Here is a 23032-nt window from a genome sequence, read left to right as displayed (position 1 = left end):
TTTTCACTCCGGGCCGCGCAAGCGGTGGATGTATTCCACCAGTCCGGCAGTCGAGGCATCCCGCTTTGCGGCGTTCTCCTTGCCTTCAACGACGGGCAGCAGCCCGGTCGCCAGTTCCTTGCCGAGTTCGACGCCCCATTGGTCGAAGGAGTTGATGTTGAACAGCGTACCTTCGACAAAGACGCGGTGTTCGTAAAGCGCAATCAGCCGTCCGAATGTATGCGGGTCGAGCTTTCTGTAGAGAATCGTCACCGAGGGGCGGTCGCCGGAGAAGACGCGGTGCGGAGCAATCCTGTCGACATCGGCGGGCTTCATGCCTTTCGCCAGCATCTGCGCGCGGGCTTCCTCAAGCGTGCGGCCCTTCATGAAGGCTTCCGACTGCGCCAGGCAATTGGCAAGCAGAAGGTCGTGGTGATGCTTCAGCTCCGGTTCGTGGCCGACGGCAGCGGCGAGGAATTCGACCGGAATGAAATCGGTGCCCTGATGCAGCAACTGGAAGAAGGCATGCTGGCCATTGGTGCCGGGCTCGCCCCAGACCAGCGGGCCGGTCGGCGTCGTTACAGCGCCGCCGTCCAGGGTGACGCTCTTGCCGTTCGATTCCATGTCGAGCTGCTGCAGATAGGCCGGTAGCCTGGACAGACGCTGATCGTAGGGGATGACGGCGCGAGCGGGGTATTTGCAGATCACGCGGTGCCACCAGCCAATCAGCCCCATCAGCGCCGGCAGGTTCTTCGCCAGCGGCGCGGTGCGGAACTGCTCGTCCATCTCATGGGCGCCGTCGAGAAAGGCGTGAAAATCCTTCGGGCCGATGGCGATCATCACCGGCAGACCGATCGCACCCCAGACGGAATAGCGGCCGCCGACCCAGTCCCAGAAGCCGAAGACGCGATCGGGCGCGATGCCGAATTTGGCGACCAGGTCGAGCGCCGTCGAGACGGCGGCGAAATGCTTGCCGACCGCTTCCTTGCCGAGCGCCTTCTCGACCCATCTGCGCGCGGTTTCGGCATTGGTCATCGTCTCGACCGTGGTGAAGGTCTTGGAGGCGATGATGAACAGGGTGGTTTCGGCGGAAAGACCCTTCAGCGTGTCGTGGATATGGGCACCGTCGATATTGGATACGTAATGCGCGCGCGGCCCGTCATGATAGGGCGCCAGCGCCAGCGTCGCCATGGCCGGGCCGAGATCGGAGCCGCCGATGCCGATGTTGACGATGTCGGTGATTTTCTTGCCGGTCGCGCCGGCCGCCTTGCCGGAACGCACCGCGTCGGCGAAGGCGCCCATCGCGTCGAGTACGGCAAGGACTTCCGCCTTCACGTCCTGGCCGTCGAGCACGATGCCCTTGCCGGTCAGGTTGCGCAGCGCCGTGTGCAGCACGGCACGGCCTTCAGTGACGTTGATCTTCTTGCCGGCAAACATCGCGTCGCGCCGGCCTTCGAGGTCAGCGGCCTCAGCCAGCTTCTCCAGCAACTCCATAGTCCGCGCATCGACCGCGCATTTCGACCAGTCGAGCAGCAGGTCGCCGTCACTGGCGGAGAATTTCTCGAAGCGCTGCGGATCGGCAGCGAAAGCCTCGCGCATCGAGCCCGATTTGGCCGCACGATGATCGCGCAATGCGTCGAGCTGCTTTTGAAAGGACGATTGATCCACTGCTTCGCTCCGGTCTCTTGAGATGCATCTTATCAGGCCGGATGTTTCCGGCGCGTGTCGTCGCGGCAAACTATCGGGTCGAATTCCATCTGTTTCAATGCGCAGCGATGCCGCAGCGCAGCGTGGGCCGGCTCAAAGGATCACTGGCATAAATCCCAGCGATCAGAAAAATTGATTGGCGCAACACCTTGTGCCACCGGTACATTCGACTGGTCCAGCCAAGTGAAAAAAGCTGGCCATCGAGGAACATCTCCCATGCCACAGCGAAACGACACGGCCATATGGTCCGGCCTGTTCCGGATTTCGGCGGAATCCGGTCAGACCCTGCAGGCGCAGATCCGCCAGGCGATCGTCGCCGCCATCCTCGACCGGCAGATCGCGGCTTCCATGCCGCTTCCGTCCTGCCGGATTCTTGCCGAAAAACTCGGCGTGGCGCGCGGCACCGTGGTGCTGGCCTTCCAGCAGCTGGTCGATCAGGGCTTCCTGGTGGCGCGCGAGCGCCGCGGCCATTTCGTCAATCCCGAAGTGCTGGCGACGCCGGCCAAGCCGCATCAGAAGGCGCCCGACCAGGCCAACGAGATCGACTGGAAGGCGCGTCGGCAGATCGCGGCGAGCGACATGCCGCCGCCGGCCAAGCACGACAACTGGATCAAGTCGTCATACCCCTTCGTCTATGGCCAATTCGACCCGGCGCTGTTCCCGACCGCCGAATGGCGCGAGTGCAACCGCATGGCGTTGGCGGTGCTCGAAATCCGCAACTGGGCATCCGACATGGTCGACCGCGACGATCCGCTCCTGATCGAGCAGATCCAGGCACGGCTGCTGCCGCGACGCGGCATCTTCGCCAATCCGGACGAGATCATCGTGACGTTGGGCGCGCAGAACGCGCTTTACATGCTGGCGACGCTGTTGATGACCAAGGGCTCCAAGGTGGCGATGGAGGACCCGGGCTATCCCGATGCACGTTCGATCTTCCGGCTGGCCGGCGCCGAGATCCAGCCGGTTCCGGTCGACCACTCCGGCATCGTAACCTCGGCCATTCCCAATGATTCCGGCTTCGTCTTCGTCACGCCCAGCCACCATTGCCCGACCATGGTGCCGCTGTCGGCAGAGCGGCGGCAGGAGCTTTTGGCGCGCGCCAACCGGCACAACCAGATCATCATCGAGGACGGATATGACAGCCAGCTCCTGGACGAGGCGCCGCAGCAGGCGCTGAAGAGCCTCGATCGCTCCGGCCGCGTCGTCTATGTCGGCTCGATGTCGAAGACGCTGGCTCCCGGCCTCAGGCTCGGCTACATCGTCGCCTCGGCCGGGCTGATCTCCGAGCTTCGGGCGCTACGCCGCTTCATGCTGCGCCATCCGCCGGCGAACAACCAGCGCGCCGTCGCATTGTTCCTGTCGCTCGGCCATCACGAGGCGCTGGTGCGGCGGCTGTCGAGCGCCTTCGACGAGAGGCGCAAGCGTCTGGTCCATGCGATTTCCGCCTTCCTGCCGGAGTGGCGCTCGACCGATTCGGCCGGCGGCACGTCGCTCTGGCTCGAGGGGCCGCGCGGCACCGATTCGCGCGGGCTGGCGGAGGCCGCGGCCTCGCGCAGCGTCATCATCGAGCCTGGCGACCGCTTCTTCGACCGCACCGAAAAGCCATCGCGTTTCATGCGCTTGGGCATTTCCTCGATCGCGTTGCAGCACATCGAACCCGGCATCCGCGAACTGGCGACGGCAGCTGGACGCAGGCCGGCAGCGGCCTGATCTCCCTTCCCCGACCGGAGCCTGGCGCATGTAGTGCGGCGCCGGTTCTTTAGCTCCTTGGCATATGCGACGGGACCGGCTGGCACATAGGCTGTGCCAATGCCGGCGGCATAGTCGCTGTATAGAGGGGACGAAGCAGGCCGATGGTGGACCAACCGCCGCGCCCGCTCCGCAGCTAAAGTTGGAGTGCCTTCATGCCAATGGCCCATGAGAAGCAGGACGTGTCCGCAGACCAGCGTTCGCGGCGGTCCGGCGGGCGCGAGGCGCGCCGCGCCATGCGGGCGGCACCGCTTGCCGACGACGTCAAGCCGGTGCGTGCCGGCCTCGAAGGCGGAAGCTACAGCCCGCTCAGCGGCAGCGATTGCGAACGTATCCACGAGGCCGTGCTTACCCTTCTTGAGACGGTCGGCTTCGCCAACGCCATCCCCTCCTGCATCGAGGCGCTGACCAAAGCCGGCGCGACCTTCAGTGAGGACGGCCGCCTGCGCTTTCCTCGCGGCCTTGTGCTCGACACCATCAAGAACGCGGCGCGGCATTTCACCCTCCACGGCCAGGATCCGAAGCACGACATGGTGATCCAGGGCAAGCGTGTGCACTACGGCACGGCCGGTGCTGCGGTGCATCTTGTCGATGTCGAAAAGCGTGAGTATCGCGAGTCGCTGCTGCAGGACATTTATGATGCCGCGCGCCTAGTCGAAGGGCTCGACAACATCCATTTCTTCCAGCGGCCGATGGTGCCGCGCGACATTCCCGACCCGCTCGATATGGATTTCAACACGCTCTACGCCTGCGTCATGGGCACGTCGAAGCATGTCGGCACCTCGTTTACCGTGCGTGAGAACGTCAAGCCGGCGCTCGACATGCTCTATGCGATCGCGGGCGGCGAAGAGAATTTTCGCGCGCGGCCTTTCGTCTCCAATTCGAACTGCTTCGTCGTGCCGCCGATGAAGTTTGCCGAGGACGCCTGTGGCGTTCTCGAAGCCTGCGTCGAGGGCGGCATTCCGATCCTGCTGCTGTCGGCAGGACAGGCGGGTGCGACGGCACCGGCGGCGATTGCCGGCGCCGTGGTGCAGGCGGTCGCCGAAGTGCTCGTCGGCCTCATCTACGTCAACGCCATCAAGCCAGGCCATCCGGCGATTTTCGGTACCTGGCCGTTTGTCTCGGATCTCCGGACCGGCGCCATGTCGGGCGGTTCGGCCGAGCAGGCGGTGCTGACCGCGGCCTGCGCGCAGATGGCGCAATTTTACGACCTGCCGGGCGGTTCGGCCGCCGGCATGACAGATTCGAAACTGCCTGATATTCAGTCCGGCTACGAAAAGGGCATAACCGACGTGATGGCCGGTCTTGCCGGCCTCAACCTGGTTTACGAATCGGCCGGCATGCACGCCTCGCTGCTCGGCTTTTGCCTTGAGAGCCTGATCATCGACAACGACATGCTCGGCCACTGCCTGCGCTGCGTGCGCGGCATCGAAGTGACGGACGAGTCGCTGTCGATCGACACGATTGCCGATGTCTGCCTGAAGGGCCCGGGCCATTATCTCGGCAACGAGCAGACGCTGCGGCTGATGCAGACCGAATATTTCTATCCGGCCGTCGGCGACCGCTTTTCGCCGAAGGAATGGAATGAGAAAGGCAGGCCCGATATCCTGCAGCGGGCGATCGTCGAGAAGAAACGCGTGCTTGCCGAACGCTTCCCGCGCCATGTGCCAAAGCCGGTCGACGACAAATTGCGCGCCCGCTTCGGCGATATGATCAAGCTGCCGCGCGGCAGAATGGGCGGCTGAGCGTTACCCGCTCGCCGCCAGCAACAAGACACCGGCCAGCGCCGATCCGGCAAGCGTCGGCAGCATACCGATCTTCAGCTTCAGAATGGCGATCATCGAGGCACAGGAAAGCAGCGCCGCGCGCCAGTCTATCGATGAAAGCACCGGCACGTCCATTCCAAGCCCGACATTGCGCACTTCGCCGAAGATGACGTGCAAGCCGAACCATAGAGCGAGATTCATGATGACGCCGACGACGGCGGCGGTGATCGCACCGAGCGCCGCCGACAGCGCCTTGTTGCCGCGCAGCGCTTCGATGTAAGGCGCCCCAAGGAATATCCATAGGAAACATGGGGTAAACGTCGCCCACAGCGTGAACAGCCCGCCAAACAGTCCGGCAAGCAGCGGCGCCAGCAAGCCCGGCTGGCGGAACGCGGCAACGAAGCCGACGAACTGCAAGACCAGGATGAGCGGACCCGGCGTGGTTTCGGCAAGTCCGAGGCCGTCGACCATTTCACCGGGTGCCAGCCAGCCGAAGTACTCGACCGCTGCCTGCGCGACATAGGCAAGGGCTGCGTAGGCGCCGCCGAAGGTGACGACCGCCATGACACTGAAGAAGCCACCGATTTGAGTCCAAACGCTGGCAGGGCCGGTGAAAGCCCAGACCAGCAGAACAGGCCCCAGCCAGATCGGCAGCCAGATCGCCAAAGTGCGCGGCGCGTGCCATCGTGTCGGCCTGACGTGGGTCAGTTCACCGCGCTCGAACATCAGATCGACCACGCCCTTTATGTCGGGAACATCGCCCTTGCCATGCGAGGCGCCGGAAAAAACTGCCGGCGCACTACGGTTGCCGATCCAGCCTGCCAGCCCGGCAAGCAGCACGATCAGCGGAAACGGCACGTTCAACGCGTAGATGGCGATGAAGGCGGCGAGTGCGATCGACACCATGACCGGGTTTTTCAGCGCGCGTCTGCCGATCCGGATCACCGCCTCGATGACAATGGCGAGCACGGTCGCCTTGACCCCGAAAAACAGCGCCGCGACGAGTGGTACATCGCCATAGAGCGCATAGAGGCTGCTCAGGACGAGCATGACAAGCGCGCCCGGCACGACGAAGAGGAGGCCGGCAACAAGGCCGCCGACCGTTTTGTGCAGCAACCAGCCGATATAGATGGCGAGTTGCTGGGCCTCGGGGCCAGGGAGCAGCATGCAGTAGTTCAACGCATGCAGAAAGCGCTGTTCCCCGATCCAGCGCCGTTCCTCGACCAGTTCCTTGTGCATGAGCGCGATCTGCCCGGCCGGGCCGCCAAAGCTGAGCACGCCGATTTTCGCCCAGACCTTCACGGCCTGCCGGAAGCTCGGCACAGCGGGCTCCTGGATCTCCGCCGGCTTTTTCGAAAAGACGGCGCTCACGATGGTTTGCCTGCGCCGAGACTGACTGCGCCGGCGACCGGCCAGTTATGCGTCTCCTCGGTGGCATCGCGGCACCAGCGGAAGAACGCATCGTAAAGCAGCATGCCGGCCTCGAGCTGCTCCAGATCGTCGCGAAACATCCGTGACAGGCCAAGCGAGGCGGCCAGGAACCCGGCCGCCTGTGGAACAAGATCGAGGCTCGCAGTATCGGCAGCGCGTATGATCGTGGCCAGGCGATCGAGCGCTTCGGATTTGAGCCCGAACTCCTCGATCATGGTGTCGAAGGTGCAGCGTTCGCCGCGGTGGCTCCAGAACACGTTCTCGATGTCGAAAGGGATGGCCTGAAAGCGATCGGCGACGGCCGCCACTTCGGCCGGCTCGACGAAGAGAAAGACCGCGTGAGGATCGATGAAGCGCCGGATCAGCCAGGGGCAGGCGATGCGATCGACCTTCGGGCGCGTACGCGTTACCCAAACGGTGCGGCCCTTGGCATCGGCGGGCGGTATCTTATCGGCGTGAACGAGAAGGCCCTTGGCATCGCGCCATGCTTCAAACCCGCCATCGAGCGATTCGGCGGCAACGCCCTCCTGCCGTAGCCATGCGGCCACGCCTTGCGAGAGCTTTTTTCCCTGTTGGCAGACGACTGTCACTTGCCTGCCGACGAAGTCGGCAGCCCAGTTCGAGACACTCCTGAAATCACAACGATCCGACCCCGGCAGCAGGCGCGGATCGGCGTTGTAGTCATCGTCGATGCGGACGTCGATGATTGCGGGTGCACCCGGCAGCCCAATCAGACGGGACAGTTGCGATACAGTGATAGCGGTTGTTGACGGCATGGCGTCCACCTCCTTGAAAGAGAAGCTTGGACGCGAACGTTGGGCTGACGCCTCACGGGGTCGTCGCGATGCACCCCTTGTGATGATCGTGGATTTGTCACGCCCGCTTGTCAAGCATTGCCGTTCTCGCGGGAGCAATCGCTGTTGACAAATGACCGCGTCCAACCCTGTGCCGGGCATTTCTGCCCATTAACGGCAGGCTATCGCAGGTGGAAAGCCGAGGCTTTCGCTCTACGATGTACCCCCACCCCTACCCCTCCTGGCGCTGACCTCGGCAAATTGCCTGCACCGGCGGCTGGCTCGTGCGACGGACCCTGGTCAGTGATTGTCCCTCGGCACGCCGCTTGTATGAGCCACATCCTGGTATTTCACCGCCGGCTTCAGCACCATGCCTTCGGAAAACTGGTCGACCATGCCGCGCTGGATTTCCTGCCAGGGCGTCTGGTGCTTCGGATACTGATAGCCGCCATTGTTTTGCAGCTCGGCGCGGCGCCGCGTGATCTCGTCGTCGCTGACGAGGATGTCGGCGGTGCCCTTGCGCAGGTCGATGCGGACGCGGTCGCCGGTCTTCAGCAGCGCCAGGCCGCCGCCGATGGCGGCTTCCGGCGAGGCGTTGAGGATCGACGGCGAGCCCGACGTGCCCGACTGGCGACCGTCGCCGATACAGGCCAGCGCGTGGATGCCCTTTTTGATCAGATAGGCAGGCGGCTGCATGTTGACGACTTCGGCGCCGCCGGGATAGCCGATCGGGCCGGCGCCGCGCATGAACAGGATGGTGTGCTCGTCAATTCCCTGTGCCGGGTCGTCGATGCGGGCGTGATAGTCCTCGGGGCCGTCGAAGACCATGGCGTTGCCCTCGAAGGCTTCGGGGTCCTTCGGGTTCGACAGATAGCGCTCGCGGAATTCGGGCGAGATGCCGCTGGTCTTCATGATCGCCGAATCGAACAGATTGCCCTTGAGATTGATGAAGCCGGCATTGGCTTTCAGCGGCTCGGCAACCGTGCGGATGACGTCGAGGTTCTCGTTGACGGCGCCGCTGCAATTGTCGCCGATGGTCTTGCCGTTAGCTGTCATGGCTTCCGGATAGGGCAGCAGGCCGCCCTTCATCAGTTCGGCGACCACGGCCGGCACGCCGCCGGCATGGTGATAGTCCTCGCCGAGATATTCGCCCGTCGGCTGCAGATTGACGATGAGCGGTATGTTGAGGCCGACCTTCTGCCAATCGTCATTGTCGAGCGGCACGCCGAGATGGCGGGCGATGGCGTTGAGGTGGATCGGCGCATTGGTCGAGCCGCCGATCGCCGAGTTGACGACGATGGCGTTCTCGAAGGCCTTACGGGTCATGATGTCGGAGGGCTTCAGATCCTCATGCACCATGTCGACGATGCGCTTTCCGGTCTCGTAGGCGATCTGGCCGCGCTCGCGATAGGGGGCGGGGATAGCGGCCGAGCCCGGCAATTGCATGCCGAGCGCCTCGGCCAGCGAATTCATCGTGGTGGCGGTACCCATCGTGTTGCAATAGCCGGTCGACGGCGCCGAGGAGGCAACGATATCCATGAACTCGTCATAGCCAATCTCGCCGGCCGACAGGCGCTGGCGCGATTCCCAGACGATGGTGCCGGAGCCGGTGCGCTTGCCCTTGTGCCAGCCGTTGAGCATCGGGCCGACCGAAAGCGCGATAGCCGGAATGTTGACGGTGGCCGCGGCCATCAGCATGGCCGGCGTCGTCTTGTCGCAGCCGATGGTGAGCACCACGCCGTCGAGCGGATAGCCGTAGAGCACCTCTACCAGGCTGAGATAGGCAAGGTTGCGGTCAAGTGCAGCAGTCGGCCGCTTGCCGGTCTCCTGGATCGGGTGGCAAGGGAACTCGAAAGGGATGCCACCCATCGAGACGATGCCTTCGCGCACGCGCTTGGCCAGTTCGATGTGATGGCGGTTGCAGGGCGACAGGTCCGAGCCGGTCTGGGCGATGCCGATCAGCGGCTTGCCGGACATCAGTTCGGCCCGCGTCAGCCCGTAATTCAGGTAGCGCTCCAGATAGAGTGCCGTCATGCCCGGATTGTCGGGATTGTCGAACCACTCCTGCGAGCGAAATTTTTTCTTGTGGGTGGGGGCGCCTGCCATCGTGGTCTCCGTATTTGTATGACAAATCGATATGACAACGCGCGGGAGCAGGCAAGGGGCACGCGCCATCCGAATCCGCTCTTTGGTACGAAAGACATACACCTGCCTCCGCGCTAGACGGGATCGTGGTTTGTCAGCCCGCTATCCCGGAAAAGTTGGAGCGCGTCGCCGCGGACCCTACCTGACCCTTCCGGCCACCCTCCCCCTCAAGGGGCCCACTTGGGGGAGGGACATCCGCATCACTCGAACACGATGCTCGGCACTGCAGCCTCGGCCGCGCCGCGCTCTTCATTGACGCGGTCCCAGACCTTGGCGGCGATGTCGCGATAGATTTTCGCCTCAGCGCCATCCGGCTTGGAGACCACCACTGGCGTGCCGGCATCGGAGCTTTCGCGGATGCCCATCTCGAGCGGCACTTCGCCAAGGAAGGTGACGCCGAGACGCTCGGCCTCGCGGCGGGCGCCGCCATGGCCGAAGATGTCGTAGCGTTTTCCCGTATCGGGGGCGAGAAAATAGCTCATGTTTTCGACGATACCCAATAGCGGCACGTCGACCTTTCTGAACATGTTGAGGCCTTTGCGCGCATCGATCAGGGCCAGGTCCTGTGGCGTCGAGACGATGACGGCGCCGGCCAGCGGCACCTGTTGGGCCATGGTCAGCTGGGCATCGCCGGTGCCGGGCGGCATGTCGACGACGAGCACATCAAGCGGTCCCCATTCGACCTCGCGCAGCATCTGCGTCAATGCCGACATCACCATCGGCCCGCGCCAGATCATCGGCGTCTCCTCATCGACGAGGAAGCCCATCGACATGACCTTGAGGCCATAATTCTGCATCGGCTTCAGGATCTTGCCGTCGACGGTCTGAGGCCTGCCACGAATGTTGAGCAGACGCGGCATGGAAGGGCCATAAATGTCGGCATCGAGCACCCCGACCCGCAGCCCGTTGGCGGCAAGCCCAAGGGCGATATTGACGGCGGTGGTCGACTTGCCGACGCCGCCCTTGCCGGAAGCGACGGCGATGATCGCTTCGATGCCGGGTACGCCGCGCTTGCCCTGGCTGTGCGAGGCGGGCGCCTGCGGCGCGGGACGCGCAGGTGCGGCCGGCGGAGCGGGCCTCTGAGCCGGTCTTTGCGGAACCGGCGCCTCCATGCCGCCGCCCTTCTTTTCCGCCGTCAGCGCGACCACGGCGCCGGCAACACCGGGGATCGCCTTGACGACACGTTCGGCCGCCGCACGCAGCGGTTCCATCTCCTGGGCACGGGCAGCGGGAACGGTGATCGAAAAGAACACCTTGGCATCGGCAATGAAAATCTCGGAAACCAGGCCGAGGTCGACGATATTGCCGGTGAAATCCGGCCCATTGACCGTCTTCAGGCGCTCGACAACGATTTCCTTGGTCACGTTTTCATTGGCGGCGGGCATGAGTTTTTCCTCTACTTTTCCGCTCCAGATAATGCAGTTCAGGAACAGAACCAAGCGATGGACCACCAATTGCAGCGGCGTATCGGGGAGGCAGCGAGCATATGACGGCATTTCCAGTGGGAGCAGCCGTCGCCAAATCGTCAACGCAGCCTATTTCATGAGCATGGAATGACAGCCAGGGAAGGAGACGAATCATGCTCGCAAACAGCAACGCGACGGCCAATCTCGCCGTGAAGGACCTGGCCAAGGCCAGGGCATTCTACGAAGGGGTCCTTGGCCTGAAAGAGGTGCACAATGAAGGTGGCGAACTGATCGTCTATAAAAGCGGCGAGACCAGCATCAACGTCTACCGTTCGAACTTCGCTGGGACCAACAAGGCGACGGCTGTGACATGGACGGTCGGCGACGAACTCGGCAAGATCGTTGAGGCATTGACATCGAAGGGCGTGACCTTCGAGCATTACGACATGCCCGGCCTGACGCTGGAGGGTGATGTTCATGTCGGTCAGGGCATGAAGGTCGCATGGTTCAAGGATCCGGACGGCAACATCCTGAACCTTGTGGATAGGTAGATACGGCGCATCGCCTGCCGCGCAGTGCTACGGTGCTGTCACCATGCCAGGCCGACCGCGAGGTAGGTGAGAGCCGCGATCACCGCGGTTGCCGGCAGGGTGACGATCCATGCCACCACGATGTTACCGGCAATGCCCCAGCGAACGGCGGAGACGCGGCGGGCGGCGCCGACGCCGATGATGGCGCCGGTGATCGTGTGCGTGGTCGATACAGGAATACCGAGCCAGGTGGCGGCGAACAGGGTGATCGCTCCGCCGGTCTCGGCGCAGAAACCCTGCATCGGGTTCAGCCGCGTGATCTTCGAGCCCATCGTGTGGACGATGCGCCAGCCGCCGAGCAACGTGCCCAGCGCCAGCGCCGACTGACAGGTGATGACGACCCAAAGCGGCACGTAAAAATTCGCGCCGAGCATGCCTTGCGAATAGAGCAGCACGGCGATGATGCCCATAGTCTTCTGCGCGTCGTTGCCGCCATGGCCGAGCGAATAGAGCGAGGCGGAAAAGAACTGCATGACGCGGAAGGTGCTGTCGACGGCGAACGGCGTCTGCCGCACCAACAGCCAGGAGACCGCGAGGATCAAGACAAGCGCCAGCAGAAAGCCTGCCGCCGGCGATAGCACGATGGCCGCCGTCGTTTTGCCCAACCCGGTCCAGACGATGGCACCGGTGCCTGCCTTGGCAACGCCGGCGCCGACCAAACCGCCGATCAGAGCGTGCGAGCTGCTGGACGGAATTCCGACGAGCCAGGTGACGATATTCCAGACGATGGCGCCGACAAGTGCTGCGAAGACCACTGCCGGCGTGACGATGCTGGCGTCGATGATGCCGGTTCCGAGCGTCTCCGCTACGTGGAGACCGAAGAACATGAAGGCGATGAAATTGAAGAAGGCCGCCCAGAACACCGCATAATGCGGCCGCAGCACCCGGGTGGAGACGATGGTGGCGATAGAGTTGGCGGCATCGTGCAGGCCGTTGAGGAAATCGAAGAACAGCGCGACGACGACAAGGCCGACCAGCACCGGAAAGGCTATCGCGGCTTCCACTATACGTTCTCGATGACGATGCCGCTGATTTCGTTGGCGACGTCCTCGAAGCGGTCGACCACCTTTTCCAGCTGGCCGTAGATCTCGCTGCCGATCAGATAGGCCATAGGATCGCTGCGGCCGTGCCGCTTGAACAGGTCCTTCAGGCCCTGTTCGTGCAGGTCGTCGGCCCGGCCTTCGGCGCGCATGACTTCCTCGGCGATGGCGTTGAGGCGCACCGTATGCGCCCCGACCTTGCCGAGAAGCGGGATCGCCTCGGCCACCAACTTGGCGGCCTCGACGATGACGCCCCCCATTTCCTGCATCAGCGGGTCGAATTCCTTCTTTTCGAACAGCTTTACCGTCTTGACGGTCTTGTGCATCATGTCGATGGCATCATCCATCGACTGGATCAGGTCCTTGATGTCGCCGCGGTCGAAGGGCGTGATGAAGGAGCGGCGCACGGCCAGCAGCACTTCCGCGGTGATCTGATCGGCTTCGTCCTCGAGATCGATGATCGTCTGACACCAGCGGTCGATGTCGTTGCCCTGCAAAAGCTGCTGCAGTGCCTCGGCGCCACCGACCACGGTGCGGGAATGCCGCTCGAACAGGTCGAAGAAGCGATCTTCGCGCGGCAGCAGCTTGCGGAACCAGCCCAGCATGTTCGGTCTCCCGTCGTGTCCAGTCCACGACCCCGTCTCATTCACATAGCGCCGCATTCCATCGCGGGAAACAGTAAGCCGGCTGAAAGATGTGGATGCGGACGATTTACACACGCGGCTTGCGGCCGAAGGCGATTTCCACGACGTTGCGCGCTACAATCGGACACAGCGTCCGTGACAGGCTCCCGACGGCATGATCGATAAGCTGGAATTCTTCATAGCACTTGCCAGGGAAGAACATTTCGGCCGGGCGGCGGAGGTGTGCGGCGTCACCCAACCGACGCTTTCGGCCGGCATCAAGCAGCTGGAAGGCCAGCTCGGCGTGATGCTGGTGCTGCGCGGCTCGCGCTTCCAGGGATTGACGCCGGAAGGCAAGCAGGTGTTGGTGTGGGCGCGCCGCATCGTCGGCGACAGCAGGACCATGCGCGAGGAGATGCGGGCGGCACGCCACGGCCTGTCGGGGCGCATCCGCATCGCCGCGATCCCGACGGCGCTGGCCATGGTGGCGCGATTGACGACGCCGTTTCGGGCAAAGCATCCCGGCGTCACCTTCTCGGTGCTGTCGCGCACCTCGATCGAGGTGCTGTCGCTGCTCGGCAATTTCGACATCGACGCCGGTATCACCTATCTCGACAACGAACCGCTCGGACGCGTCACCAGCGTGCCGCTCTACGACGAGCGCTACCAACTGATCACCGCCGTCGGGAACCCCTATTTCGACCGCGACAAAGTGACATGGGCGGAACTCAGTCAGCTGCCGCTCTGCCTGCTGACGCCCGACATGCAGAACCGCCGCATCATCGACCAGCATCTGGCCGAAGCCGGCGTGCAGGTGCGGCCGACATTGGAATCCAACTCGATGATCGTGCTGTTTTCGCATATCCGCACCGGCAAATGGTCGTCCATCATGCCGCTTAACCTTGCGGAAACGTTCGGCTTTTCCGAGCCGATCCGGGCTATCCCGATCGTCGAGCCGGATGCCAGCCACACCGTCGGGCTGGTGGCGGCACCGCGCGAACCGCACACGCCACTGGTCTCGGCGCTGTTGGACGAGGCAATGGCGCTGGCGGACGATTTCCGCGCCCGCCGCTAGGCTAGACAAGGCTGGTGACCGCGAACGATAGAAAATTTCTATCGAGCAACGGATCGGCTTTATTGATTTAGCGGGTTTCCTCTGATTTCCTAAGCACTTAGCGGAAGACCGCCACGACCAGGGAGGGCGCTGCATGACGATGCAGCCTGCAAGTACCGAGATCGCATCGCGCACCGCGGCGATCATCCACGAGCTGAAAGGCCTCGAAGGCCCGCTGCTGCCGATCCTGCACGGCATCCAGGAAGAGTTCGGTTATGTGCCGCAGGACGCGCTGCCGGTCATCGCCGAGGCGCTGAACATTTCCAGGGCCGAGGTGCACGGCGTCGTGACCTTCTATCACGATTATCGCAGCCAGCCGGCTGGCCGCCATGTGCTGAAGCTCTGCCAGGCGGAAGCCTGCCAGTCGATGGGCTCGGATGCGATTGCCGCCAAGCTCAAATCATTGCTGGGCATCGGTTTCCACGAGACAACCCGCGACGGTTCGGTGACACTGGAGCCGGTCTATTGCCTCGGCCTTTGCGCCTGCTCGCCGTCGGCAATGCTGGATGACGAGGTGATCGGGCGGCTCGACGACGAAAAGCTCAACGAGATCGTTGCCGAGGTGCGCTCATGATCCCGCGTATCTATATTCCCGGCGATTCCGGCGCGCTGGCGCTCGGTGCGGAAAAGGTCGCCAAGGCGGTTCGTGCGGAATTGGCCGAGCGCGGCATCGAGGCCAAGATCGTGCGCAACGGCTCGCGCGGCGCCTATTTCCTCGAGCCGATGGTCGAAGTGGCAACAGCTAATGGCCGCGTCGCCTATGGGCCGGTGAAGCCCTCCGACGTCAAAAGCCTGTTCGACTGCGGCTTCCTCACCGGCGGCCACCACAAGCGCTGGCTGGGCGCACCGGACAAGATCCCGTTCCTTGCCAGGCAGACGCGGCTGACCTTTGCGCGCTGCGGCGTCACCGATCCGCTGTCGCTCGATCACTACAAGGCGCATGGCGGGCTGAAGGGCCTGCAGAATGCAGTGGCGATGACGCCGGCCGAGGTCGTCAAGCAGGTGACCGAGTCCGGGCTGCGCGGTCGCGGCGGCGCCGGCTTCCCGACCGGCATCAAATGGAAAACTGTGCTCGATACGTCGGCCGACCGCAAATACATCGTCTGCAATGCCGATGAAGGCGATTCCGGCACGTTCGCCGACCGCATGATCATGGAAGGCGACCCCTTCGTGCTGATCGAAGGCATGGCGATCGCCGGCATCGCCACCGGCGCGACCAAGGGCTTTATCTATATCCGCTCCGAATATCCGCACGCGGTGGCGGTGATGCAGAAGGCCGTCGAGATCGCCCGCAAGGCCGGCGTGCTCGGCGTCAATGTGCTCGGCTCGGCCAATTCATTCGACATGGAAGTGCGCGTCGGCGCCGGCGCCTATGTTTGCGGCGAGGAAACCGCCCTGCTCGACAGCCTCGAAGGCAAGCGCGGACAGGTGCGGGCCAAGCCGCCGCTGCCGGCGCACAAGGGCCTGTTCGGCAAGCCGACAGTGATCAACAACGTCATCTCGCTGGCCTCGGTGCCGGTGATCATGGACAAGGGCGCTGCCTTCTACAAGGATTTCGGCATGGGCCGTTCGCGCGGCACCATCCCGATCCAGATTGCCGGCAACGTCAAGTATCCCGGTCTCTACGAGGCCGCGTTCGGCATGACGCTGGGTGAGATCGTCGACGATATCGGCGGCGGCACGGCGACCGGGCGTCCGGTCAAGGCGGTACAGGTCGGCGGTCCGCTCGGCGCCTATTTCCCGCGCGCCCTGTTCGACACGCCGTTCGACTACGAAGCGTTTGCGGCCAAGGACGGGCTGATCGGCCATGCCGGCATCGTCGTTTTCGACGACAGCGCCGACATGCTGAAGCAGGCACGCTTCGCCATGGAATTCTGCGCCATCGAGAGCTGCGGCAAGTGCACGCCGTGCCGCATCGGCTCGACGCGCGGTGTCGAGGTGCTGGACCGGCTCTCCCAGAACGTCGAACCGGAAAAGCAGATCGCGCTGGTCACCGACCTTTGCAACACGATGAAGTTCGGCTCGCTTTGCGCTCTCGGCGGCTTCACCCCATATCCAGTGATGAGTGCACTCAACCATTTCCCGGACGACTTTCGGCCGACGCCGGTCGCCGAAGCAGCGGAATAGGAGCGGACAGGTATGAACGCGGCATTCGACATCAAATCGCTGGTCCAGGAAATCGACTACGGCACACCCGCCTCTGAAGCAGAACAAAAGGTAACGCTGACGGTCGACGGCAAGTCGGTGACGGTGCCGGCGGGGACCTCGATCATGCGCGCTTCGATGGAAGCGGGCGTCGAAATCCCGAAACTCTGCGCCACCGACATGCTGGACTCGTTCGGCTCCTGCCGGGTCTGCCTCGTCGAGATCGACGGGCGCGGCGGCACGCCGGCCTCGTGTACGACGCCGGTCGGCGAAGGCATGGTCGTGCATACGCAGAGCGACCGGCTAGACGCCATTCGCCGCGGCGTGATGGAACTCTACGTCTCCGACCATCCTGCGGCGTGGGGCGAGAAGGCCGGCACTGGCGCCAGCGAGTTCGACAAGGTCGTCAGGACGGTCGGCCTGACCGAGAACCGCTATGGCGTGGACGGCCGCAACCACGTCAAGCAGGAAAACGGCGTGGCGCCCGGCCATGGCTCGCTGACCATCGATTACATCGCCCGCGATGAATCGAACCCGTATTTCACCTACGATCCGACGCAGTGCATCGTCTGCTCGCGCTGCGTGCGCGCCTGTGAGGAGGTGCAGGGCACGTTCGCGCTGACCATCGAGGGCCGCGGCTTCGAATCCAGGGTCTCGGCCGGCATGCACGAGGCGTTCGTCGATTCCGAATGCGTGTCGTGCGGGGCCTGCGTGCAGGCCTGCCCGACCGATGCGCTGAGGGAAAAGACCGTGCTGGCGAAGGGCCTGCCCGAGCGCTCGACCGTCACCACCTGCGCCTATTGCGGCGTCGGCTGTTCGTTCAAGGCCGAGGTCAAGGGCGACGAGGTCATCCGCATGATGCCCTACAAGGCAGGCAAGGCCAACCACGGCCACTCCTGCGTCAAGGGCCGCTTCGCCTATGGCTACGCGACGCACAAGGACCGTATCCTGAAACCAATGATCCGCGAGAAGGTCAGCGATCCGTGGCGCGAAGTGTCGTGGGAAGAGGCGCTCACCCATACGGCGAATGAATTCCGCCGCATCCAGTACCAGTACGGCCGCACCTCGATCGGCGGCATCACCTCCTCGCGCTGCACCAACGAGGAGACCTACCTCGTCCAGAAGCTTGTCCGGCAGGGCTTCCGCAACAACAATGTCGATACCTGCGCCCGTGTCTGCCATTCGCCGACCGGCTATGGTCTCGGCCAGACCTTCGGCACCTCCGCCGGCACGCAGGACTTCGATTCGATCGAGCAGACGGACGTGATCCTGCTGATCGGCGCCAATCCGACCGATGCGCATCCGGTGTTCGCCTCGCGCATGAAGAAGCGCATGCGCGAGGGCGCCAAGCTGATCGTGCTCGATCCGCGCCGCACCGACATCGTGCGCTCGGCCCACGTCGAGGCGCAGTTCCATCTGCCGCTGAAGCCGGGCACCAACGTCGCCATGCTGACCGCACTTGCCCATGTCATCGTCACCGAGGGCCTGTTCGACGAGGCCTTCATCCGCGAGCGCTGCGACTGGGACGAGTTCCAGGACTGGGCATCGTTCGTGGCGCTGCCGGAAAATAGCCCGGAAGTGGTCGGCCAGCTTGCAAATGTCGATCCCGACGACATACGCGGCGCGGCGCGGCTCTACGCCCGCGGCGGTAACGGCGCGATCTATTACGGCCTCGGCGTGACCGAGCACAGCCAGGGCTCGACCACTGTCATCGCCATTGCCAACCTCGCCATGGCGACCGGCAATATCGGCCGGCCGGGCGTCGGCGTGAACCCGCTGCGCGGCCAGAACAATGTGCAGGGCTCCTGCGACATGGGCTCGTTCCCGCACGAGCTTCCCGGCTATCGCCACATTTCAGGCGACGCGGTGCGCGCCATCTATGAGAGCCTGTGGGGCGTCAAGCTCGACGACGAGCCCGGCCTGCGCATCCCCAATATGCTGGATGCGGCCGTCGACGGCTCGTTCAAGGGGCTCTATGTGCAGGGCGAGGACATCCTGCAGTCGGACCCCGACACCAAGCATGTCGCCGCCGGTCTCGCCGCGATGGAATGCGTCGTCGTGCACGACCTCTTCCTCAACGAGACGGCCAACTACGCGCATGTGTTCCTGCCCGGCTCGACGTTCCTCGAGAAGGACGGCACCTTCACCAATGCCGAGCGCCGCATCAACATGGTGCGCAAGGTGATGGAGCCGAAATGCGGCTATGCCGACTGGGAAACGACGCAGGAGCTCGCCAAGGCGCTCGGCCTCGGCTGGAACTACACGCATCCGTCCCAGATCATGGACGAGATCGCCAAGACAACACCAAGTTTCGCCGGCGTTTCCTTCGACCTTCTCGACCGGGTGGGCTCGGTGCAGTGGCCCTGCAACGAGAAGTCGCCGGAAGGCACGCCGATCATGCATATCGGCGGCTTCGTGCGCGGCAAGGGCAAGTTCATCCGCACCGAATACGTCGCGACCGACGAAAGGACCGGACCGCGCTTCCCGCTGCTGCTGACCACCGGCCGCATCCTGTCGCAATACAATGTCGGCGCGCAGACCCGGCGCACCGACAATGTGGTCTGGCATAGCGAGGACCGGCTGGAGATCCATCCGCACGATGCCGAAAATCGCGGCCTGCGCGACGGCGACTGGGTGCGGCTGACCAGCCGCTCCGGCGAGACGACGCTGCGCGCGCTGATCACCGAGCGGGTGTCGCCGGGCGTCGTCTATACGACCTTCCACCATCCCGACACCCAGGCTAACGTCATCACCACCGACTTCTCCGACTGGGCGACCAACTGCCCGGAATACAAGGTGACCGCGGTGCAGGTGGGTGCATCCAACGGCCCGTCGGAATGGCAGCGCGACTATGACGAGCAGGCAAAGCAAAGCCGCCGCATCGCCCCGCTGCAAGCAGCGGAGTAGCGGTTTTGGTTTCGTGCCGGAGTACCCCCCTCTGGCCTGCCGGCCATCTCCCCCTCAGGGGGGGAGATTGGATGTCATCTCGACTTTCGCCAATCACCAAAGTCGAAAGGTGCGCCGCGACGCCTGAACTGCCGATCTCCCCCCTTGAGGGGGAGATGCCAAATGATGACAAAGAGGGCAGGCCAGAGGGGGGTGCCGCGTGATGCCCAAACGTCGTGCTGTCACACAGATCAGCCGCCTCGCGCGCCGCGCCGGCGGCACTGCGGCCGCCAACCGCATGGTGCCGGAAGAGACGCCGGTGGCGTTCTCCTTTGCCGGCACCACGCATGCGGTGATGATGGCAAGCCCGGCTGATTTCGAGGATTTCGCGCTCGGCTTCTCGCTGACCGAAGGCATCATTGCCTCGCCGGACGAAATCGAAGCGATCGAGGTCGAGGATCACGGCGCCGGCATCGATATCCAGATCCGGCTGAAGGACCAGGCCAACACCCGCTTCGAAGCGCGGCGGCGCAGGCTGGCTGGGCCGGTCGGCTGCGGGCTGTGCGGCATCGAATCGATCGAGGAGGCGATGCGCTCGGTAAACCCGGTCGGTGCGTCGCAACTTACACTTCAGGCCAATGACATCGTCCGCTCGGTCAAGCTTTTGTCGAAGCTGCAGCCGCTGCACGCCGAGACCGGTGCCGTCCACGCCGCCGGTTTTTACCTCCCCGGCAAGGGCATCGTCATGGCGCGTGAGGATGTCGGCCGCCACAACGCGCTGGACAAGCTGGCTGGCGCGCTGGCCAAAGCCGGTATCGACGGCAGGTCGGGGGCCGTCGTCGTCACGTCGCGCGTTTCGGTCGAGATGGTGCAGAAGACCGCGGCGATCGGCTCGGCCGTCATCATTGCCGTCTCGGCGCCGACCGCACTTGCCATCCGCACCGCGGACGATGCCGGCATGACGCTGGTGGCGCTGGTGCGCGGCGACGATTTCGATATTTTTACCCATCCTGACCGAGTGGTTTCCGGAGTTGCCAAGCATGTCGCATGACGAGGGCCACCTCATGAGCACCAGCGAAAAGCTGGTTCGCATGGCCAACCAGATCGCCGCCTTTTTCCACTCAAAGCCGCGCGAGCAAGGCATTGCCGGCGTCGCCGAGCACATCAACAAGTTCTGGGAGCCGAGGATGCGCCGGCAATTGTTCGAGATGCTGGACAGCGGCGGCGAAGGGTTCAACGAGCTTGTCGTCGCGGCCGCGCCACACATCAAGCGGCCTGGCGCGCCGGAGGGCGCAGGTTTCAGCGCTGGCGGAGCGAACACCGAGACGACCGCCGCGTCACAGAAGTAGGCGCCGCGGGCCCACATTCACGCTCTCTAAAGTTTCATCTGCCGCAAGCTGCGCGCCTCTGCTATGATCGGCGACAAGAATTCGTCGGGTCGGGCGGACAAACCTCGTGAGGCCGATCGAAACTCGATACGCGCTCAGTGGCGACGTGCGGATCGCCTATCAGGTGGTCGGCCAGGGATCGCTCGATCTCGTCTTCGTGCCGGGTTTCATTTCCAATCTCGACCTGCACTGGGAAGACGAGGGCTACACCCGGCTGTTGAAGCGGCTTTCCGCGTTCTCACGGCTGATCCTGTTCGACAAGCGCGGCACCGGTCTGTCCGATCGCGTCGATGCCCACCATCTGCCCAGCCTCGAAACCCGCATGGACGATGTGCGCGCGGTGATGGATGCGACCGGCAGCGGCCGCGCCGCCTTGCTCGGCGCTTCGGAAGGCGCGCCGATGGCAATGCTGTTCGCCGCCACCTACCCGGAGCGGACGCGGGCGCTGGCGCTTTATGGCGGCTATTCGCATTTCCACAAATGGGTGATGCCGCCGGAACGCCTGGAGGCGTTCATCGCGACGGCGGAGACCGCATGGGGCACCGGCGCCACCCTGCCGCATTTCGCACCCGGCCGCGTCGACGATCCGCGTTTCGCCACATGGTGGGCGCGCTTCGAGCGGCTGTCGGCGAGCCCGACCGCGGCAATCGCCCTGGCCCGCATGAATGCAGCTATCGACGTGCGCGGCGTGCTGGCGGCGATCAGCGCACCGACGCTGCTGGTCCATCGCCGCAACGATGCGCGCGTCGACCCGGAGGCCAGCCGCTTCCTGGCAAGGAAGATCCCGAATTCGCGGCTGGTCGAGGTGCCCGGGCGCGATCACCCGATCTGGACCGGCGATGTCGACCGGGTGGCCGATCTGATCGAGGAGTTCCTGACCGGAGCGCGCGCCGTTGCCGAGGCCGAGCGCGTGCTGGCTGCACTGCTGGTCACCCGGATCTACGACACGGCGCGGCTTGGCGACCGCATGTGGAGCGAGCGCAGCCAGCGTTTTCAGGAAACATGGCGGCTGCTGGTCGGGCGCCATGGCGGCCGCCCGGCCGGCACGAATGGCGAGCTGATGATGGCGCGCTTCGACGGCCCGGCGCGGGCCGTACGCTGTGCGGCGGCGCTGCGCGATGCGGCGCAGGAGATCGGCGTCGCCAGCGCGCAGGGCGTGCATGTCGGCGAGGTCGAGTTGCGTGGGCCGCCGACGGGGTTGACGGCGCGCGTGACGATGCAGCTTGCCGCGCATGCCGGGCGCGGCGACATCCTCGCTTCGCGGCTGGTCGCCGACCTCGCCGCCGGTTCAGGCCTTCATTTCAATGACGCCGGGCGCATCGCGCTTGACGAGCTGGATGAGCCGCTGGCGCTGGTGCAGGCGACCTCGGAACAGCATCTGGAGCCGGCCTGCCGGCCGAAGGCCAAGGCTGCCGAGCCGGCCGCACTGACGGCACGCGAAAGCGAGGTGGTGAACCTCATCGCCGATGGCAAGAGCAATGCCGCGATCGCCGCCGAACTCGGGCTGAGCGAACACACCGTCAAGCGCCACGTAGCCAATATTCTGCTCAAGCTGGACCTGCCGTCGCGGGCGGCGGCGGCGGCGTTCTCGGCCCGGCACGCTGGCCCGCACGGGCCATAGGAGCCATGGCGCTTTCGGGCGAAGCGGCCGGGCATGCGTAAGCGCTATCACTTCGTCCCATGCAGGCCAGGCGGATGTCGCCGGGAAAGGCGCTGCGAAGGGAGGAATAAAATGCTGAAGTCGACACTCAAATCACTGGTGCTGGCGGCAGGCGTTGGCGCGCTGTTGGCGATCGTTCCTGCCAAGGCCGAAGACGCCTCGGCGACGGCTGCCTACAAGGACATCCAGGCAACGCTCGGCTCGGTACCGGACATGTTCAAGACGCTGCCGGACGTCGCCGTTGCCGGCGCCTGGGCCGAGATCAAGGGCGTGCAGCTCAACCCAAACACCGCGCTCGACGGCAAGACCAAGGAATTGATGGGCCTCGCCGTCGCCTCGCAGATCCCCTGCCAGTACTGCATCTATTTCCACACGCAGGCGGCCAAGCTCAATGGCGCCAGCGACGAGGAGATCAAGGAGGCGGTGGCGATGGCGGCGATCGTGCGCCACTGGTCGACGATGCTCAACGGCAGCCAGGTCGATCTCGCCACTTTCAAGAAGCAGTCCGACGAGGTGTTCGCGGCCGTCAAGGCGAAGTCGCAGTGAAGAAGCCACTGCCCGGCGGCGAGCGCCGGGCAGTGCCTGATCAAGCAACCACCCGATCCGAGA

At 64.3% G+C, this 23032-nt stretch carries 18 protein-coding genes; 11 read left to right on the top strand and 7 right to left on the bottom strand.

The window, feature by feature from the left end; translation table 11 throughout:
- Positions 1-3 precede the first annotated feature (3 nt).
- Positions 4-1647: a glucose-6-phosphate isomerase gene (pgi, locus tag NKJ32_RS03915; protein WP_352826837.1), complete on the bottom strand. Its 1644-nt coding sequence runs from the start codon at positions 1645-1647 to the stop codon at positions 4-6.
- A gap of 255 nt (positions 1648-1902) precedes the next feature.
- On the opposite strand from pgi, the gene pdxR reads away from it, so the two are divergent.
- Entirely contained in the window at positions 1903-3396 is a 1494-nt protein-coding gene (gene pdxR, locus NKJ32_RS03910; protein WP_023676815.1) for a MocR-like pyridoxine biosynthesis transcription factor PdxR, read from the top strand.
- A 194-nt stretch (positions 3397-3590) separates the two neighbouring features.
- Complete coding sequence (locus NKJ32_RS03905) at positions 3591-5180, top strand: trimethylamine methyltransferase family protein (protein WP_352826836.1); 1590 nt, start codon at positions 3591-3593, stop codon at positions 5178-5180.
- Between the two features lie 3 nt (positions 5181-5183).
- Here the strand turns inward: NKJ32_RS03905 and chrA are convergent, their stop codons facing one another.
- The 4 genes from chrA to NKJ32_RS03885 form a co-directional block, all read right to left on the bottom strand.
- Entirely contained in the window at positions 5184-6572 is a 1389-nt protein-coding gene (chrA, locus tag NKJ32_RS03900; protein WP_352826834.1) for a chromate efflux transporter, read from the bottom strand.
- Positions 6569-7408: a chromate resistance protein ChrB domain-containing protein gene (locus NKJ32_RS03895; RefSeq protein WP_352826833.1), complete on the bottom strand. Its 840-nt coding sequence runs from the start codon at positions 7406-7408 to the stop codon at positions 6569-6571. The genes chrA and NKJ32_RS03895 overlap by 4 nt, the downstream gene beginning before the upstream one ends.
- Positions 7409-7726: 318 nt before the next feature.
- Complete coding sequence (locus NKJ32_RS03890) at positions 7727-9532, bottom strand: IlvD/Edd family dehydratase (RefSeq protein ID WP_352577478.1); 1806 nt, start codon at positions 9530-9532, stop codon at positions 7727-7729.
- A 239-nt stretch (positions 9533-9771) separates the two neighbouring features.
- Positions 9772-10956, bottom strand: a complete 1185-nt coding sequence (locus tag NKJ32_RS03885; protein WP_352826832.1) for an Mrp/NBP35 family ATP-binding protein — start codon at positions 10954-10956, stop codon at positions 9772-9774.
- 194 nt (positions 10957-11150) lie between these two features.
- On the opposite strand from NKJ32_RS03885, the gene NKJ32_RS03880 reads away from it, so the two are divergent.
- Positions 11151-11528 carry a VOC family protein gene (locus NKJ32_RS03880; RefSeq protein ID WP_352826831.1) on the top strand — a complete coding sequence of 126 codons (378 nt, stop codon included), beginning with the start codon at positions 11151-11153 and terminating at the stop codon, positions 11526-11528.
- Positions 11529-11566: 38 nt separating this feature from the next.
- On the opposite strand, the gene NKJ32_RS03875 is transcribed toward NKJ32_RS03880, so the two are convergent.
- Both NKJ32_RS03875 and NKJ32_RS03870 read right to left on the bottom strand, forming a co-directional pair.
- A complete protein-coding gene (locus tag NKJ32_RS03875) occupies positions 11567-12571 on the bottom strand; it encodes an inorganic phosphate transporter (RefSeq protein ID WP_352826829.1) in 1005 nt (334 codons plus the stop codon).
- On the bottom strand, positions 12571-13212 hold the full coding sequence (locus NKJ32_RS03870; protein WP_023676807.1) for a DUF47 domain-containing protein: 642 nt from the start codon (positions 13210-13212) through the stop codon (positions 12571-12573). Before NKJ32_RS03870 ends, NKJ32_RS03875 begins: the two co-directional genes overlap by 1 nt.
- 193 nt (positions 13213-13405) lie before the next feature.
- On the opposite strand from NKJ32_RS03870, the gene NKJ32_RS03865 reads away from it, so the two are divergent.
- From NKJ32_RS03865 to NKJ32_RS03830, 8 genes are all read left to right on the top strand, one after another.
- Positions 13406-14305 carry a LysR family transcriptional regulator gene (locus tag NKJ32_RS03865; RefSeq protein WP_023717897.1) on the top strand — a complete coding sequence of 300 codons (900 nt, stop codon included), beginning with the start codon at positions 13406-13408 and terminating at the stop codon, positions 14303-14305.
- A gap of 133 nt (positions 14306-14438) precedes the next feature.
- A complete protein-coding gene (locus NKJ32_RS03860; protein WP_023676805.1) occupies positions 14439-14918 on the top strand; it encodes a formate dehydrogenase subunit gamma in 480 nt (159 codons plus the stop codon).
- A complete protein-coding gene (locus NKJ32_RS03855; protein ID WP_023676804.1) occupies positions 14915-16471 on the top strand; it encodes a formate dehydrogenase beta subunit in 1557 nt (518 codons plus the stop codon). Before NKJ32_RS03860 ends, NKJ32_RS03855 begins: the two co-directional genes overlap by 4 nt.
- A 12-nt stretch (positions 16472-16483) precedes the next feature.
- Complete coding sequence (fdhF, locus tag NKJ32_RS03850) at positions 16484-19396, top strand: formate dehydrogenase subunit alpha (RefSeq protein WP_023676803.1); 2913 nt, start codon at positions 16484-16486, stop codon at positions 19394-19396.
- Positions 19397-19598: 202 nt separating this feature from the next.
- Positions 19599-20426, top strand: coding sequence for a formate dehydrogenase accessory sulfurtransferase FdhD (gene fdhD / locus NKJ32_RS03845; protein WP_502897325.1), 828 nt, complete (start codon positions 19599-19601; stop codon positions 20424-20426).
- Complete coding sequence (locus NKJ32_RS03840; protein WP_352570237.1) at positions 20416-20724, top strand: formate dehydrogenase subunit delta; 309 nt, start codon at positions 20416-20418, stop codon at positions 20722-20724. The genes fdhD and NKJ32_RS03840 overlap by 11 nt, the downstream gene beginning before the upstream one ends.
- Before the next feature lie 106 nt (positions 20725-20830).
- Positions 20831-22384, top strand: a complete 1554-nt coding sequence (locus NKJ32_RS03835; protein ID WP_352635844.1) for an alpha/beta fold hydrolase — start codon at positions 20831-20833, stop codon at positions 22382-22384.
- 111 nt (positions 22385-22495) lie between these two features.
- Entirely contained in the window at positions 22496-22969 is a 474-nt protein-coding gene (locus NKJ32_RS03830; RefSeq protein WP_352448517.1) for a carboxymuconolactone decarboxylase family protein, read from the top strand.
- Positions 22970-23032: the final 63 nt, after the last annotated feature.

It is taken from the genome of Mesorhizobium sp. M0159 (genome assembly GCF_040322295.1).
GTDB lineage: Bacteria > Pseudomonadota > Alphaproteobacteria > Rhizobiales > Rhizobiaceae > Mesorhizobium.
Note: the sequence above shows the minus strand (reverse complement) of the source record. Positions and strands in the feature narration are given on the sequence as shown.